13 protein-coding genes are annotated in these 15,708 nt (G+C 72.5%); 7 read left to right on the plus strand and 6 right to left on the minus strand.

What is annotated here, in order from left to right; translation table 11 throughout:
* Positions 1–4: 4 nt before the first annotated feature.
* From HD597_RS35500 to HD597_RS35510, 3 genes are all read right to left on the minus strand, one after another.
* Positions 5–1,000 carry a LacI family DNA-binding transcriptional regulator gene (locus HD597_RS35500; protein WP_253747813.1) on the minus strand — a complete coding sequence of 332 codons (996 nt, stop codon included), beginning with the start codon at positions 998–1,000 and terminating at the stop codon, positions 5–7.
* 90 nt (positions 1,001–1,090) lie between these two features.
* A complete protein-coding gene (locus HD597_RS35505) occupies positions 1,091–2,620 on the minus strand; it encodes an alpha-N-arabinofuranosidase (RefSeq protein WP_253747815.1) in 1,530 nt (509 codons plus the stop codon).
* A gap of 83 nt (positions 2,621–2,703) precedes the next feature.
* A complete protein-coding gene (locus HD597_RS35510) occupies positions 2,704–4,068 on the minus strand; it encodes a glycoside hydrolase family 43 protein (protein WP_253747817.1) in 1,365 nt (454 codons plus the stop codon).
* Between the two features lie 167 nt (positions 4,069–4,235).
* Here HD597_RS35510 and HD597_RS35515 point away from each other — a divergent pair, with 167 nt between their 5' ends.
* Positions 4,236–4,835 carry a cadmium resistance transporter gene (locus HD597_RS35515; protein ID WP_253747819.1) on the plus strand — a complete coding sequence of 200 codons (600 nt, stop codon included), beginning with the start codon at positions 4,236–4,238 and terminating at the stop codon, positions 4,833–4,835.
* A 21-nt stretch (positions 4,836–4,856) separates the two neighbouring features.
* Here the strand turns inward: HD597_RS35515 and HD597_RS35520 are convergent, their stop codons facing one another.
* Positions 4,857–6,002 carry an MFS transporter gene (locus HD597_RS35520; protein WP_253747821.1) on the minus strand — a complete coding sequence of 382 codons (1,146 nt, stop codon included), beginning with the start codon at positions 6,000–6,002 and terminating at the stop codon, positions 4,857–4,859.
* Positions 6,003–6,128: 126 nt separating this feature from the next.
* Between HD597_RS35520 and HD597_RS35525 the strand changes: the two genes are divergently transcribed.
* The 4 genes from HD597_RS35525 (at position 6,129) to HD597_RS35540 (ending at position 10,801) form a co-directional block, all read left to right on the plus strand.
* Positions 6,129–6,833: a helix-turn-helix domain-containing protein gene (locus HD597_RS35525; RefSeq protein ID WP_253747823.1), complete on the plus strand. Its 705-nt coding sequence runs from the start codon at positions 6,129–6,131 to the stop codon at positions 6,831–6,833.
* Positions 6,834–6,894: 61 nt separating this feature from the next.
* Positions 6,895–7,713, plus strand: a complete 819-nt coding sequence (locus tag HD597_RS35530; protein WP_253747825.1) for an ABC transporter ATP-binding protein — start codon at positions 6,895–6,897, stop codon at positions 7,711–7,713.
* Between the two features lie 11 nt (positions 7,714–7,724).
* On the plus strand, positions 7,725–8,723 hold the full coding sequence (locus tag HD597_RS35535) for an ABC transporter substrate-binding protein (RefSeq protein WP_253747826.1): 999 nt from the start codon (positions 7,725–7,727) through the stop codon (positions 8,721–8,723).
* The gene (locus tag HD597_RS35540) at positions 8,720–10,801 is read left to right on the plus strand and encodes an iron ABC transporter permease (RefSeq protein ID WP_253747828.1); all 2,082 of its coding nucleotides are present in this window, start codon (positions 8,720–8,722) and stop codon (positions 10,799–10,801) included. Before HD597_RS35535 ends, HD597_RS35540 begins: the two co-directional genes overlap by 4 nt.
* A gap of 153 nt (positions 10,802–10,954) precedes the next feature.
* On the opposite strand, the gene HD597_RS35545 is transcribed toward HD597_RS35540, so the two are convergent.
* Complete coding sequence (locus HD597_RS35545; protein WP_253747830.1) at positions 10,955–11,539, minus strand: TetR/AcrR family transcriptional regulator; 585 nt, start codon at positions 11,537–11,539, stop codon at positions 10,955–10,957.
* Positions 11,540–11,649: 110 nt separating this feature from the next.
* On the opposite strand from HD597_RS35545, the gene HD597_RS35550 reads away from it, so the two are divergent.
* On the plus strand, positions 11,650–13,230 hold the full coding sequence (locus tag HD597_RS35550; RefSeq protein ID WP_465263879.1) for an MDR family MFS transporter: 1,581 nt from the start codon (positions 11,650–11,652) through the stop codon (positions 13,228–13,230).
* A gap of 162 nt (positions 13,231–13,392) precedes the next feature.
* Here HD597_RS35550 and HD597_RS35555 read toward each other — a convergent pair whose 3' ends face one another.
* Entirely contained in the window at positions 13,393–13,746 is a 354-nt protein-coding gene (locus HD597_RS35555) for an ArsC/Spx/MgsR family protein (protein WP_253747832.1), read from the minus strand.
* A gap of 182 nt (positions 13,747–13,928) precedes the next feature.
* Here HD597_RS35555 and HD597_RS35560 point away from each other — a divergent pair, with 182 nt between their 5' ends.
* A complete protein-coding gene (locus HD597_RS35560) occupies positions 13,929–15,590 on the plus strand; it encodes an HAL/PAL/TAL family ammonia-lyase (protein ID WP_253747834.1) in 1,662 nt (553 codons plus the stop codon).
* Positions 15,591–15,708 lie beyond the last annotated feature (118 nt).

The raw sequence follows: 15,708 nt of genomic DNA on the forward strand, positions 1-15,708 counted from the left end.
TTGCTCAGCGGCTCGATTCCCTGGTCACGAGCTCGAACGGGGCGACGTACCGGCCGGTCGGGCGCAGCGGCGCGGCGATGCGCTGCGTCACCAGCTCGACGGCCTTGGCGGCCATCCACCGATGGTCGGGCGCCACCGTGGTCAGCGACGGCACCGCGTACGCCGCCGCCGGGATGTCGTCGAAGCCGGCGACCCGCACGTCGCCGGGGACGCGCAGGCCGCGGTCGGCCAGGCCGCGCAGGACGCCCAGGGCGACGGTGTCGGTCACCGTCACCACGCCGTCCACCTCGCGGCCGGAGTCGGCCAGGCGGTGGGCCGCGGCCCGGCCCGCCTCCATGTCCATGCCGTCGAGGGCGAACAGCAGCGGCGGGTCCACGTCGAGGCCGCGCTCGGCGAGCGCGGCGCGGTAGCCCCGGTAGCGGCGCGTCACCACGTTCACGCCGTCGAGGCCACCGCCGGTGACGATGGCGATCCGGCGGCAGCCCTGGTCGGCCAGGTGCGCGGTGGCGGCGTGGGCGCCCTGCTCGTTGGGCATGGCGACGTGGTCGAAGCGTCCGCCGAAGTCCTGCTCGCCCAGCATCACGACGGGATAGTGGGCGTCGGCGGGCTCCTCCAGCCGGTCGAGCTCGACGGCGCTGAGGATCAGCCCGTCGAACTGCAGGGTGCGGGAGCGGGCCACGGCGTCGGCCTCGCCGCCGGCGTCGGCGCCCGACTCCTCGATCGCGACGTGGAAGCCGCGCCGCCGCGCCTCACCGATCACGTGGGAGGCGAGATGGCCGAAGTAGGCGGCCTCGATGTCGGGCACGGCGAGGCCGATGACGCCGGTCCGCCCGGACTTGAGCGTGCGGGCGGAGACGTTGACGCGGTAGCCCGACTGGCGGATGGCCTCCAGCACGCGCCTGCGGACCGGGTCGCTGACCCCGGCGCGGTTGTTGACCACGTTGGAGACGGTCATCTTCGACACCCCGGCCAGCCGGGCGACGTCTCCCATGGTCACCATGCCGTCACCGCGCCGCCACCATGCCGTGCCCCACGCTCCGCTCTTCCCGCGCTCCTCGTCGAGCTTATCGCGCCCCGCCCGCGCGCCCGGTCAGCCCAGCCGGCCCTCGACCGTGACGAAGGAGTGGGCGGGCAGGTGCACGCGCAGCCCGCTCGCCGTGGCCGTGACCTGGTCGTGGGTGCGCGGGGCGATGGTGTCCGGCGCGTCCGGGGTGTTGTGGGCCTGGAGGCTCCCGGCGGTGAGAATGCGGGCGCGCACGTCGGTCACCGTACCGCCGCGCAGGTCCAGCTCGACGTCGGCCTGCTGGTCGGCGTCCAGGTTGGACAGCGAGATCAGCACCCGGCCGTCCTTGCGGCTGGCCGAGACGGAGACGGTCGCCAGGCTCGTGCCGCCGACCTCGCGCGACGGGAGCGCGCCCTTGAGGTCGACCCGCAGCGAGGCGGCGTCCTGGTGGCCCTTGTTCATCTCGAACACGTGGTACGTGGGCGTGAGCACGAGGGCCTTGGTGTCGGGGTCGGTGAGGATCATGGCCTGCAGCACGTTGACCGTCTGGGCGATGTTGGCCATGACCAGGCGGTCGGCGTGCCGGTGGAAGACGTCGAAGTGCAGGCTCGCGACCAGGGCGTCGCGCAGCGTGTTCTGCTGGTAGAGGAAGCCCGGGTCGGTGCCCGGCTCGACGTTCCACCAGGTGCCCCACTCGTCCAGCACCAGGCCCACGTTCTTGCCGGGGTCGTAGCAGTCCATGACGTTGGAGTGGCCGGTGATCAGCTCGTCCACGTGGGCGGCCTTGACCATCGTGCGGTAGTAGTCGTCGGTGTCGAAGACCGTGGCGTCGCCCTTGTCCTGCCAGGTGCCGGGGATCGTGTAGTAGTGGAACGACAGCGCCTGCATGAAGGGCGCGGGCCGGTAGGCGCAGCCCAGCTCGCCGAGCTGCTTCATCAGCGTCTCGGTCCAGGCGTAGTCGCCCGAGTTGGCGCCGGCGGCGATGCGGTAGAGCCGGTTGCCGCCGTGGTCGCGGCAGTAGGTGCCGAACCGGCGGGCCTCGGCGGCGTACTGCTGGGCGCTCATGTGGCCGCCACAGCCCCACGCCTCGTTGCCGAGCCCCCAGAAGCGGATCTTCCACGGCTCCTCGCGGCCGTTGGCCTTGCGCAGGCGGACCATCGGGGAGTCGCCGTCGCGGGTCAGATACTCGACCCAGTCGCTCATCTCCTTGACCGTACCGGAGCCCACATTTCCGGAAATGTACGGCTCTGCGCCGAGCAGCTCGCACAGAGCCATGAACTCGTGCGTGCCGAAGTGGTTGTTCTCCTCGACGTTGCCCCAGTGGGTGTTGACCATCGACGGGCGCTCCCGCTTGGGCCCGATGCCGTCCATCCAGTGGTACTCGTCGGCGAAGCAGCCGCCCGGCCAGCGCAGGTTGGGGATGTTCAGCGCCTTGAGCGCCTCCACCACGTCGAGGCGGATGCCGCCCTCGTTCGGCAGGTCGCTGTCCTCGCCCACGTAGAAGCCGCCGTAGATACACCGGCCCAGGTGCTCGGCGAAGTGGCCGTACAGGTGCCGGTTGATCACCGGGCCGGGCACGTCGAGGTTGATGACAGCGGGCACGACGTCGTCACTCATCGGGGGCACCATTTCTCGCACGGGATGTGTATCGATAAATGCGAGGCAACTTTATCGATACACATGCCCGTGTCAAGGGTGCGTCACGGGGTGACGCGGAACGTGGCGTCGGCCCGGTCGGTCGCGGTGCTGATCGGGTCGACGCGCAGGAGGTAGTTGCCGTGCCGCAGGTAGCGGTCGGGCGCGTTGTGCGAGCGGAACGACGACCAGGCGGAGTCCGCCAGGCCGGCGACCCGGTGGAAGGTGGCGTCGGCGCGGAAGGCCGCGGTGTTGTCGGCGGCGTCCAGCCGGATCTCGTAGTTGTAGTGCCGCAGGTAACGGCCGGGGAAGTTCACCGACTCGAACGACACCCCCGCGCTGTCGGCCAGGCCCGGCACCATCCGCCAGAGCTGGTCCTGGTAGGGGTCGAACGGGTAGGCGTCCAGGCGTCCGAGGTAGCCGGCGTGGCGCACGTACCGGTCGGGGAAGTTGGACGACTTCAGCCGGGTCCAGCCCGGCAGCCCCCACCGGGAGACCAGGCCGTTGTACTCGGCGGCGCTGATCCCGGCTATGGAGCCGTGCTTGGCGTTGAGCGGGGGCGTGAAGGCGCGCTGGTCGAGCGCCGTCCAGGAGTTGCCGCCGACGTTGGCGGACGACCAGGCGTAGTAGTCGTTGTTGACCGGGCTGAACGAGTCGCCCCAGAGCCACCAGCCGGTGCCCGCGTTGTTCCTGATCAGCAGCGGCGCCTCCATGGCGTTGCCCTGGCGCAGGCCGCTGGTGTAGGTCGTGTAGCTGCCGGGGGCGCCGGTGGAGGAGCGGGCGCCGTACAGCAGGCCGTTCGACAGGTTCTTGTAGTACAGGTAGTACGTCGAGCCGTCCACCACGATGTCGCCGTCCAGCACGGGGAAGCCGGGGCTGAAGTACACCTGGTTGGCGCTGACCGTGCGGAAGTCCGTGGTGTAGTTGACCATGAACACGTCGGTGGAGCCGTTGTGCGCCGAGTAGACGATGCCGTACTGGCCGCGGGAGGCGTCCCAGAACGCGGTCGGCGCCCACGTGTGGGTGGCCAGGTTGTGCATCCGGATGCGGCGGTAGCCGGTGAAGCTCCTCAGGTCCGTGGAGTCCCAGACGTGCAGGTACTGGTTGTGCTGGCTGAAGTCGGTGCCGTTGAGGTCGGTGGCGAGGATGACGAACGTGCCGTCCTGCTTGCGCAGGACGAACGGGTCACGCAGGCCGAGGGTGCCGGCGGTGGGGGTGACGACCGGGTTGTTCTGGTTCAGCGGCGTCCAGTTCAGGCCGTCCTGGCTGACCGCCAGGTGCAGGCCGTAGTCGGCGCCGTTCATGTTCGGCGACTCGGTGAAGTACGCGAACACGTACGCGGTGTTCGCGGCCGAGGCCGGAGAGGCGTTGACGGCCGGCACCGCGCACAAGGCGGCCAGGAGGGCGAGTGCTCTTCGGCGGAGGTTCACGACGAGCTCCTTTGTTAGCGTTAACATCCGGTCGGGCGAAAGACCGGTAACGACCGAGCACGTGGAGATGTGCACGAGTGTTAACGCGAACACGCCGACCGTCAAGGGTCTCCCTGATGGGCTAGGGTCACCCCGGGACGGATCGGACGGAAGGAAGCACGGGCCACGTGAACCTGGGCATCGTCGGGCAGGCCGCGGGGCTGTTCGCCGTCACCAACATCGACGACCTGCTCGTCCTGGCGCTCTTCTTCGCCCAGGGAGCCGGTCGGCGCGGGGCCGCCGCCAGGGTCGTGGCCGGGCAGTACCTGGGGTTCCTGGCCATCCTCGCCGTGGCGGTGGCCGCCGGTGTCGGCGCCGCCCTGCTGCCCGCCGCGGTCGTCCCGTACCTCGGGCTGCTCCCGCTCGCTCTGGGGGTTAAGGCCGGGTGGCAGGCGTGGCGAAGCCGCCACGACGACGAGCGGGACCCGGCGGGCCCGGGCGCGGGCGGGCCGGGAGCGCTGGAGGTCGCCGCGGTGACCTTCGCCAACGGCGGCGACAACATCGGCGTGTACGTGCCCGTCTTCGCCACCTCCGGCCACGGCGGGACGGCGGTGTACGCCGCCGTCTTCCTCGCCCTGGTGGCCGTGTGGTGCGCCGCGGGGCGCTTCCTCGCCACCCGGCCGGTGATCGCCAGGGCGCTCAGCCGGTGGGGGCACGTGCTGCTGCCGGTGGTGCTGATCGGGCTCGGCCTGGTCATCCTCGCCGAGGGCGGCGCCTTCGGCCTGTAGCCCGGCTCGCCCGCCGGGTGCTCACCAGGTCGCGCCGCCCACCGGGCGCAGACGGGTGGCCAGCACGCCGAGCAGCAGCACCGCGACGACGACGGACGTCAGCGCCAGGCGGAGGCCGGCCAGCCCGCTCAGCGCGCCGATCAGGGCGGGCGCGACGATCGAGGCGCCCGGGAGCTGCCCGAACTCGACCATCGACACGCCCTCGCTCGGCGACAGCCCCTCCTGGTGGCCCGCCATCGTGTAGAGGGCGGGGTTGACGCCCGCCATGCCGACCGCGAGCAGGACGAATCCCGCCACCGCCGCCACCGGGGTGCCGAGCAGCAGGCACAGGCCGAAGCCGCCCGCCGCGAACAGGGCGCACGACCGCACCATGCGGACGATGCCCAGCCGGGCGGTGACCCGGTCCACGGCCAGCAGCGCCACCGTGCCGGCCGTGGTGGCGACGGTGTAGGCGACGCCGCCGGCGACCGGGCCCGCGCCCATGGTGTCGGAGACGTAGACGGCGTTCCAGAGGACGGCCGACTCCGAGACGTACCCGGACAGGAACGCCATGGTGACCAGCGGGAGCGCCCTGCGGGTGAAGCGCCCGCGGGGCGCTCCCGCCCTCCCGCCCGCCTCGTGCGGCAGCCAGCGGGCCGTCACCGCCAGGCAGAGCCCGAGCAGCGCGCTCGTCAGCGCGAACTGCGCCCACGGCCGCACGTCCAGCGCCGCCGCCAGGGTGCCGGTCAGCCCGCCGGCCAGCGTGCCCGCGCTGAAGCAGGCGTCGAAGCCACCCATGAGGGGCCTGCCGTAGCGGCGCTGCACATCCAGCGCCAGCGCCCCCATGGGGACGGCCATGACGAAGGAGACCAGGGCCCACGTCGACAGGCCGAGCACGATCGCGGCGAAGCTGCCCGACGCGGCGAGCAGGGGCACGGTGAGCAGGACGAGCGCGGCTCCGGCGACGCCGAGCAACCGGCTGGGGACCCGGCCCATCAGCAGCACGACCGCGCAGACACCGACGAGGTTGCCGAGGCTCGGCACGGTGTTCGCCAGGCCCCAGAGGGCGTCGTCGGCGCCGACCTGCCGGCGGATCTCGGGAACCCTGGCGGCCCACCCGCCGATCGGCATGCTCATGATCACGTGGAGCAGGGAGACGGCCATCCGGGCTCGGACCGGTGCGGACATGCCTGAGCTCCTCCGTGAGCGTCGCTGTCGGCCGGTGCCGTGGCACGGTACGAAGGGACCGCGCGGCCCGTCAACTGTGCGATCCTGTGGACGTTCAGTGATCCCGGCTTCCAGCGAGGGAGTCCGATGGGCTTGGAGGTCGAGAGCCGGCCGTCCGACTCGCCGTACGTCGAGCGGGTGTGGCGCAGCCGCAGCGACGACGTCGCCCGCATGACGTCGATCGCGGCGGCGACCTGGGACCTGGTCTTCTGGGAGCACCGCGGGCAGGTCAGCGCGGCCGTGCAGGGGCCGGAGACGAAGGCGAGCCCGGCGCCGGTCCCCGAGCACGCCACGTTCTTCGGCATCAGCTTCGCGGTCGGCGCCTCGATGCCGCACGTCCCGATGGAGCGGCTGGTCGACGGCAACCTGGAGATCCCCGGCGCGACGCGCACGTCGTTCCACCTGAAGGGCTCCTCCTGGCGGCTGCCCGGCTACGACGACGTCGAGTGGTTCGTGCGGCGGCTCGTGCGCGAGGAGATCCTGGTCCTCGACCCGGTCGTGGCCGCGGTGCTCGGCGGCAGGCCGCCGGACGTGTCGGAGCGTACGGTGCAGCGGCGCTTCCTGGCGGTGACCGGGCTCACCCAGGGCGCGGTCCGGCAGATCGGCCGCGCCCGGCAGGCCGCGGTGCTGATCCAGGAGGGCGTGCCGGCGCACGAGGTGATCCACGGGCTCGGCTACTTCGACCAGCCGCACCTGGCGCGGTCGTTGTCCCGTTACGTCGGGCGGACCGCGACCCGGCTGGCCGCCGGTCAGGCCTCGCCGGAGCCGCTGTCGCTGCTGTACAGGGCCTGATCACAGCCCGTAAAGGACCCCGGCATGGCACCTTTGGCAAGGTTAGCCTAACCTTAGGCCCATGACCGAGGAGATCTCTCTCCGCGGCGCGGAGCTTTGCCTCAGCTACCACGGCACCCCCGTGGTCGAGGACGGTCGCATCACCCTGCGGCCGGGCCACGTGACCGCGCTGGTGGGCCCCAACGGCAGCGGCAAGTCGACGCTGCTGCGCGCGCTGTCCAGGCTGCACCGCCCCGACACGGGTGCCGTGACGCTCGGTGACGGCGCCGACGCCCTGGCCCTGTCCGCGCGCGACTTCGCCTGCCGGGTGACGCTGCTCGCCCAGAGCCGCCCCACCCCGGGCGGCGTGTGCGTACGCGACGTCGTCGGCTACGGCCGCCACCCCTACCGGCGGCGCTGGCGGGCCGCGGACCCCGACGGTCCCGCCCACGTCGAGCGGGCGATGGAGCTCACCGGCGTGACGCGGATGGCCGAGCGGGCGGTGGACGAGCTGTCCGGCGGCGAGCTGCAGCGCGTCTGGCTGGCCACCTGCCTGGCCCAGGACACCGGCGTCCTGCTGCTGGACGAGCCCACCACGTTCCTCGACCTGCGTTACCAGGTGGAGCTGCTCGACCTCGTCCGCGACCTGGCCGACGAGCACGGAGTGGCGATCGGCGTGGTCCTGCACGACCTCAACCAGGCCGCCGAGATCGCCGACCACGTCGTGCTCCTGCACCAGGGCCGCATCCGCGCGGACGGCCCGCCCGCCGAGGTCCTCACCGAGGACCTGCTCACCGCCACGTACGGCATCCGCATCGAGGTCAGCCACGACCCGAGGACGGGCGCCGTGACCACCAGGCCCATCGGCCGCCACAGCAGAACCGTCCCAGCAACCACATGACAGGAACATCCATGCGCAGTGCCCTGACGGCCCCCCTGACCGCCATCGCCGCCATCGTCGCCCTCGCCGCCTGCGGCACGACCGAGGCCCCCGTGACCGAGCAGTCCCCCGCGGCCGGCGCCACGGCCTCGGCCAGCACCGCCGGCCCCATCACCGTGACCGACGCCCGCGGCAAGGAGGTCAAGCTCGACGCCCCGGCGACCAAGGTCGTCAGCCTGGAATGGGCCGAGACCGAGATGCTGGCCAGCCTGGGCGTCATGCCGGTGGGCGCGGCCGACGTGAAGGGGTACGCCACCTGGGTCACCGCCGCCAAGCTCGACTCCTCGGTCAAGGACGTCGGCATGCGGCAGGAGCCGAGCATCGACTCCATCAGCGCCCTGTCGCCCGACCTGGTCGTCATGGAGTCCGACGACGAGGAGCTGGCCGCGCAGCTCGAGAAGTTCGTGCCGGTGATCGTGGCCAAGGGCAGCGACGCCAAGGACAACCTCAAGCGCATGCGCGACGACCTCAACATGATCGCCACGGCCGTCGGCAAGACCGACGCCGCCACCAAGCTGCTGTCCGACTTCGACGCGGCGCTGGCCGACGGCAAGGCGAAGATCGCCGCCGCGGGCGGCGCCGGCAAGCCGTTCATCATGGCCGACGGGTGGAAGCAGGGCAGCACGATCTCCGTCCGCCTGTTCGGCAAGGGCTCGCTGGTCTCCGAGGTGGGCACGCAACTCGGCCTCAAGAACGCCTGGACGGGCAAGGTCGACGACCAGTGGGGCCTGGGCACCACCGACGTCGAGGGCCTGAGCGTGCTCAAGGACCCGGAGACCCGCTTCTTCTACAACGCCTCCGACGGTGACGACGTCTTCGCCGACGGGCTCGCGGACAACGCCATCTGGAAGTCGCTGCCGTTCGTGGAGAAGCAGCAGGTCACCAAGATGCCGAACGGCATCTGGACCTTCGGCGGGCCCCTGTCCTCGCAGCAGTACGCCGACGCGCTGGTGAAGGCGTTCACCGGTTGAGCACGGACGTCCTGACCCCGGCGCCGCCCACCACGCCGCTTCGACGGCTGGGCACCGCCGGGGTCTTCCTTCTCGCGCTGGCCGCCACCGTCCTGGTGGCGGCCGTGCACGTCACACAGGGCACCTCGTCGATCGGCGCGCTCGACCTGCTGGCGCTGCCGTTCGGCGGCTCCGGCAACTCCGAGGAGGCCGGGCGCGTGCTGCTGGCCTCGCGGCTGCCCCGGCTGCTGGCCGGCGTCTGCGTCGGCGTGGCGCTGGGCGTGGCGGGCGCGCTGCTGCAGTCCGTCGCCCGCAACGCGATGGCCTCGCCGGACACGCTGGCCGTCAGCTCCGGCGCGTACCTGGCGGTCGCCGCCGCGGCCGCGTTCGGGCTGGCGCTGCCCGTGTCCGTGTCCGGCGGGCTCGCGCTGGCCGGCGGCCTGGCCGCCGCCGCCCTGGTGCTGGCGCTGTCGGCGGGCGGGCGCACCGGCACCACCCGGCTGATCCTCGCCGGCACGGCCACCTCGCTGGCGCTCAGCTCGCTGACGAACCTCGTCATGATCCTGTTCGAGCAGGAGACCACCGGGCTGTTCGCCTGGGGCAGCGGCTCGCTCGTGCAGAGCGACCTGGACGCCGTCACCCAGCTCGGCCCGCTCATCGCGATCGCGCTGGCCGCCGCGGTGGTGGCCGGCCCCCGGCTCGACATCCTCGGACTCGGCGACGACACCGCCACGGTCCTCGGCGTGAACGTGCGGCGGCTGCGCCTGTGGGTCACCCTGCTGGCCGTGCTGCTGTCGGCGGCGGCGGTGACGATCGCCGGGCCGATCGGGTTCGTCGGGCTGTGCGCGCCGGTCGTCGTGCGGCTGCTGCCCAGGTCCATCCCCGGGCTGCACCGGCACCGCATGCTGCTGCCCCTGTCCGGGATCGCGGGCGTGCTGGTCATGCTGGGCTCCGACATCGTGCTGCGTGCGGTGCTGGGCGCGCAGGCCGGCGTCGAGGTGCCGCCCGGCGTGGTGACCACCGTGATCGGCGCCGCGGTGATGATCTGGCTGGCCCGCCGCTACCGCGACGCCGGCCCCACCCGCAAGCCGCCCGCCGTGCGCACGGGCGGGGCGCGCTCGCGCACCGCCTTCCTCGCCCTGGTCGCCCTCTTCGCCGTCCTGGTGGCGGGCGCCGCCGTGCTCGGCATGCTGGGCGGCGACCGGTGGCTGCTCACCGGCGACGTGCTCAACTGGCTGCAGGGCCACAGCGGGCGCGCTCTGACGTTCGTGCTCGACCAGCGCTGGCCGCGGGTGGCCGCCGCCCTGCTGGCCGGCGCGGCGCTGGCCGTGGCGGGCGCGGCCGTGCAGGCCGTGTGCCGCAACCCGCTGGCCGAGCCCGGCGTGCTCGGCGTCACCACCGGCGCGGGCGTCGGCGCCATCTCGCTGCTCACGCTGGCGCCGATGGCCGGCATCTGGTCGATGTCCGCCGCGGCAGGCGCGGGCGCGCTGATCGCGTTCACCGTGGTGTACGGGCTGGCGTGGCGCGGCGGGCTGAGCTCCGACCGGCTGGTCCTCATCGGCGTGGCCATGCAGAACGCCTGCACCGCCATCACCGTGCTGATCATCGTGCTGTCCGACCCGTGGAACACCGCCAAGGCCCTCACCTGGCTGTCCGGCTCCACGTACGGGCGGGTCCCCGAGCAGCTCATCCCCGTCGTGCTCGCCCTCGCCATCGTCACCCCGCTGCTGGTCTGGCTGCGCCGCGACCTCGATCTGCTGGCCCTGGACGAGGACACGCCGCGCATCCTGGGCGTGCCCCTGGAGCCGGTACGGCTGGGCGCGCTCGCCGGGGCCGTGCTGCTCACCTCCACGGCCGTCGCGGCGGTCGGGGTCGTCGCCTTCGTCGGCCTGGTCGCCCCGCACGCCGCCCGCGCCCTGGTCGGCGCCCACCACTCCCGGGTGCTGCCGGTCGCGGCGCTGCTCGGGGCGCTGCTGGTCAGCCTCGCCGACACGCTGGGACGGACCGTGATCGCGCCGGCGCAGGTGCCGGCGGGGCTGGTGACGGCGTTGATCGGCACGCCGTACTTCGTCTACCTGCTGTGGCGGGCACGCGCCTGATCACCCTTCGCCGAAGGCCTCGGCGCGCAGGTCGCGCGCCGGGGCCATCGCCCCTGGCCGGGTGCCGCGACCGTCGCGGCACCCGGCCCGCCGCGTTCCCGGTGCCCTCGGCCTTCCCGGCCCGGCGTTCCCGACGTTCCGGCGGCCCGGCGTTCAGGTGAAGGGCCGGGCGATCTCGTCCAGTGCCAGCGCCGTCAGGTCGTGCAGCGACCGCGTCTCCGACTCGGCGCACCACCACTGCGTGGCGATCCGCATCGCGGCCAGGAAGGCGACCGTGATCACCTCCGGATCGACGCCGCCCGGCCGCTCGCGCTCGGCCACCGCCCGGCTCAGCTCGCGCTCCAGCCGTAGCCGCCCCGCGAGCTGCCTGGCCAGCAGCGACGGGTGCCTCATGGCCAGGCGGGCCCGCAGGTGCCACTCGCGGTCGGGCCCGCCGGTCTCGGCGTAGAGGAGCTGCAGCGCCCCGCGCAGCGCCTGCCAGGCGGTCCCTCCTGCCGGTTGCTCGCGTACGCGCTGCACCAGGCTGTCCAGGCGCGCCTCGTCGCCGTACAGCAGCGCGTCCTCCTTGCCGTCGAAGTAGTTGGAGAACGTGCGCCGCGAGATGTTGGCGGCGTCGGCGATGGCTTCGACGGTGACGTTGTCGAGGCCGTGCTCGACGGTGAGCCGCAGCGCGGCCTCGTGCACCGCCTGCCGGGTCTCGGCCTTCTTGCGCTCCCGCAAACCTGCTGTGCTGCCCATGATAGCCCTTAGCTTACCCAACGGGAATAAATGCCCAATGCGCAAAGTTGCCCCATGTGCATGTAAGGTGTCCGGGTTGATCTCTCCTTCCTAGAAAACGGAGGTTGCGCGTGAGTGCACAGCCGGCAGCGCCGTCCGCGGCGGAGCCGATGACCCACCGCCAAATCCTCGAAGCTCTCAGCGGCCTGCTGCTGGTCCTGTTCGTCGCCATGATCAGCGGCACCATCGTCTCGGTGGCGCTGCCCCAGATCATCGGCGCGCTGGACGGCAACCAGTCGCAGTACACCTGGGTCGTCACGGCATCCCTGCTGGCCTCGACCGCCTCCACGCCCATCTGGGGCAAGCTCGCCGACCTGTTCAACAAGAAGCTGCTGCTCCAGATCTCCATCGTGATCTTCGCGATCAGCTCGCTGGCCTGCGGGTTCGCGCAGAACACCGGCCAGCTCATCGCCTTCCGCGCGGTGCAGGGCCTGGGCATGGGCGCGCTGCAGATCCTCGCGCAGGTCGTGATCGCCGCCATGATCTCGCCCAAGGAGCGCGGCCGCTACAACGGCTACCTCGGCGCCGTCATGGCCGTGGCGACGGTCGGCGGCCCGCTGCTCGGCGGCCTCATCGCCGACACCTCCTGGCTCGGCTGGCGCTGGTGCTTCTTCATCGCCGTCCCGTTCACCATCGCCGCCTTCGCGCTGCTGGCCAAGACCCTGCACCTGCCGACCGTGCGGCGGGCGAACGTGAGCATCGACTACTGGGGCGCCACCCTCATCGCCGCCGGCGTCAGCATCCTGCTCATCTGGGTCACCTTCGTCGGCAACGACTTCGACTGGCTGTCCTGGCAGACCGCGGCGCTGGCCGGCGGCGGCGTGGTGCTGCTCGCCCTGGCCACGTGGGTCGAGTCGGTCGTCAGGGAGCCGGTCGTGCCGCTGCACGTCATCCGGCGGCGCACCCCCGCGCTGGCCATCCTGGCCAGCCTCGCGGTCGGCATGGCGATGTTCGGCGGCTCGGTCTTCCTCGGCCAGTACTTCCAGATCGGCCGCGGGTTCAGCCCCACCGAGGCGGGCCTGCTGACCATCCCCATGATGGCGGGCGTGCTGCTGTCGTCCACGATCAGCGGGCGGATGGTCTCCAACACCGGGCGGACCAAGCCGTACATCCTCATCGGCCTGGTCGTCCTGCTGGCGGGCTTCGGCGGCCTGGCCACCATCGACCACGAGACCTCGCTCGTGCTGATCTCCGTCTACATGCTCGCCGTCGGCATCGGCGTCGGCATGTCCATGCAGAACCTCGTCCTGGTCATCCAGAACACCGTCCCGCTCAGCGAGATCGGCGCCGCCAGCGGCGCGGTCACGTTCTTCCGCTCACTCGGCGGCACCGTCGGCGTGTCGGTGCTCGGCGCGGTGCTCGCCAACCGGGTCGCGACCGGCATCTCCGAGGGGCTCGCCAAGGCCGGGATCCCGGCCGGCGGTGACGCCGCCGCTGCCGGCGGCAGCCTGAACATCGCCGCCCTGCCCGACCCGATCAAGGAGATCGTCAGGTCCGCCTACGGCGACGCGACCGGCCACATCTTCCTCATCTCGACGGCCATCGCCGCCGTCGGCCTCGTGGCCGCCGCCTTCCTCAAGCCCGCCAGGCTCCGCGACAGCCTCGACCTGCCGGCGTCGCCGGCCAAGGAGGAGGCCGTCACCCGCGCGTGACCCCCGAGCAGGAAGGCCGCGTTCCCCGTATCGCCCGCGGGGACGCGGCCTTCCTCCTGTCCGGGCGGCTCCGGGCGGCTGCGAGGCGGCTGCGAGGCGGCTCGGAACGGCTCCGGGCGGCTCCGGGCTGCCCCGGGCTGCTTTCGGGCGGCTTCGGGCGGATCACAACACCGACCGCACCGCGTCCTCGGACCGGCCGATGACCGCCGACCCGTCGTCGGCCGTGATGATCGGGCGCTGGATCAGGATCGGGTTCTGCGCCAGGGCCCTGATCCACCGGTCACGCGCGGAGGCGTCCCGCGGCCAATCGTCCAGCCCCAGCTCGGCCGCCCGCGCCTCCCCCGTCCGCGCGATGTCCCACGGCTCCAGGCCCAGCCTGGCCAGCACCTCGCGCAGCTCGGGCTCGTTCGGCGGATCCTCCAGGTAGTGGCGCACCTTGTACTGGGCGGACTCGGCGTCCAGGACGGACAGCGCGGAAGAGCACTTCGAGCACGCGGGGTTGATCCAGATCTCCATGGCAGACGACCGTATCGGCCCGTTCGCCCGCCGTCCTACCTCGACGGGAGCTTTCCCAGGAAGTTGTCATGGAAACGGTCGAGATCGGGTCAGCACTCTTCCCGCCGAAGCCGGGTCGTCATCCCCGCACCCCGCCGCCTGGCTAGAACGAAACGGCACCGATCTTCACCGAAGGAGGTTCCGTGACCCGACGCATCGCCACCGGCCTCGGCCTGGTCGCCGCCCTGTGCGTGCCGGCGCAGGCGGTCGCGGAGCCCGCGCCTCCTCCCGCGCCGCGACCGCTGAGCCTGGTGCTGGACGGCGGCTCGTTCTCGCTCAGGGACGCGTTCGCGATCCTCGACGGCCGTCCCGTCTCCGCCAGGCTCGCGCCGTCCGCCCGCGCCACCATGGCCAGGACCCGCGCGGGCGCGCTGGCCGCCCTGGACGGCCAGCGGGTCTACGGCTGGAACCAGGCGCTCGGGCCGCTGAAGGACCGCCCGCTCTCGCTCGATCAGCAGGTGGCGTTCCAGCGCAACATCCTGCGCTCCCACGCCGCGGGCGTCGGCGACCCGCTGCCCGACGACGTGGCCAGGCTGGCCCTGGTCCTCAAGGCGAACCAGCTCGCCCGAGGCCCCTCCGGCGTCCGCCCCGAGGTGGCCCAGCGGCTGCTGGACCTGGTGAACGCTGGCGTCGTCCCACGAATGCCGCAGATCGGCTCCCTGGGCACCGGAGACCTGCAGCCCCAGGCCGCGGCCGGCCTGGCGGCGATCGGCGAGGACGCGCCGGTGCGCTTCCGCGGGCAGGAGGGCCCCGCCTCCGAGCTGCTTCCGCAGGCCGGGCTGACCAGGGACTTCACCCTCCAGGCCGGGGAGGCGCTGCCGATCGTCAGCGGCAGCACCGTGGTGGCCGCCACCCTGGTGCACGCGGTGCACCGCGCCACCGCGCTGGCCGACCAGGCGGAGGGGGCGTTCGCCCTGTTCATGGAGGCGACCAGGGCCGAGCGGAGCTCGCTGGACGCCCGTACGCACGCCGAGCGGCACCTCCCCGAGCAGAGCGCGGTCGCCGCGCGGCTGCGGGCGATGGTGGCGGGCTCACGCTGGATGACGGAGGAGGGCCGCCGCCGCCTCAGCTCCGAGCCGCGCGTCCAGGACGCGGTGTCGGTGCGGGCGGCGCCGCACATCCTGGCCGGGCTGCGGCACGCCCTCGCCGACGCCCGCCGCACGCTGACGCGGGAGGCCAACTCCTCCACCTCCAACCCGCTGGTCTTCAAGCGTGAGCAGGGCCGGGGGTACGAGTTCGTGATGGGCGGCAACTGGGACGGCTCCCTCATGGGACACCTCGCCGACACCCTGAACGCGGAGATCACCGACGTCGGCGTGCTGTCGCAGGAGCTGTCGGGCCGGCTGCTGTCCCCCAGGTGGAGCTACGGCCTGCCGGCGAACCTGGCCGGCCCGCCGGTCGGCCTCAACTCCGGCCTGGTGCAGGTGCAGACGGTGGCCGCCGCGCTGATCCCCGAGATGCAGGCCAGGGCCACCCCGGCGGGCACCCTGTCACGCCCGATCAAGGACGGGCAGGAGGACCACAACACGATGGCCATGGCCTCGGCCCGCCACCTGCACGAGAACCTCGACCGGCTGGAGATCGTCCTGGCCGTCCAGTACCTGATGGCGGCCCAGGGCATCGACCTCATCGCCGGGAAGATGGCGGGGCTGCCGCTGGCCGCCACTACGAAAGGCCTGCTGGCGGAGGTCAGGCGGTACGTCTCGACGCTCGGCGACGACCGCTACCAGACACCCGACCTGGAGCGCGCCATCTGGCTCGTGCGCAACCGGCGGCTGGTGCCGCCCGTCACCGTCCAGCCGTAGCGGAAAATGTCGCGATCTTACCGATTTCCGTCCCGTATGCTGCTGGGCGCGGGCAAGGTCACGAAGGCCTGCCGCACGCGGACGGGCCCGTAGCACAGTGGTGATGCGCCGCAACTCA

It is taken from the genome of Nonomuraea thailandensis (assembly GCF_024172165.1).
Classification (GTDB): domain Bacteria; phylum Actinomycetota; class Actinomycetes; order Streptosporangiales; family Streptosporangiaceae; genus Nonomuraea; species Nonomuraea thailandensis.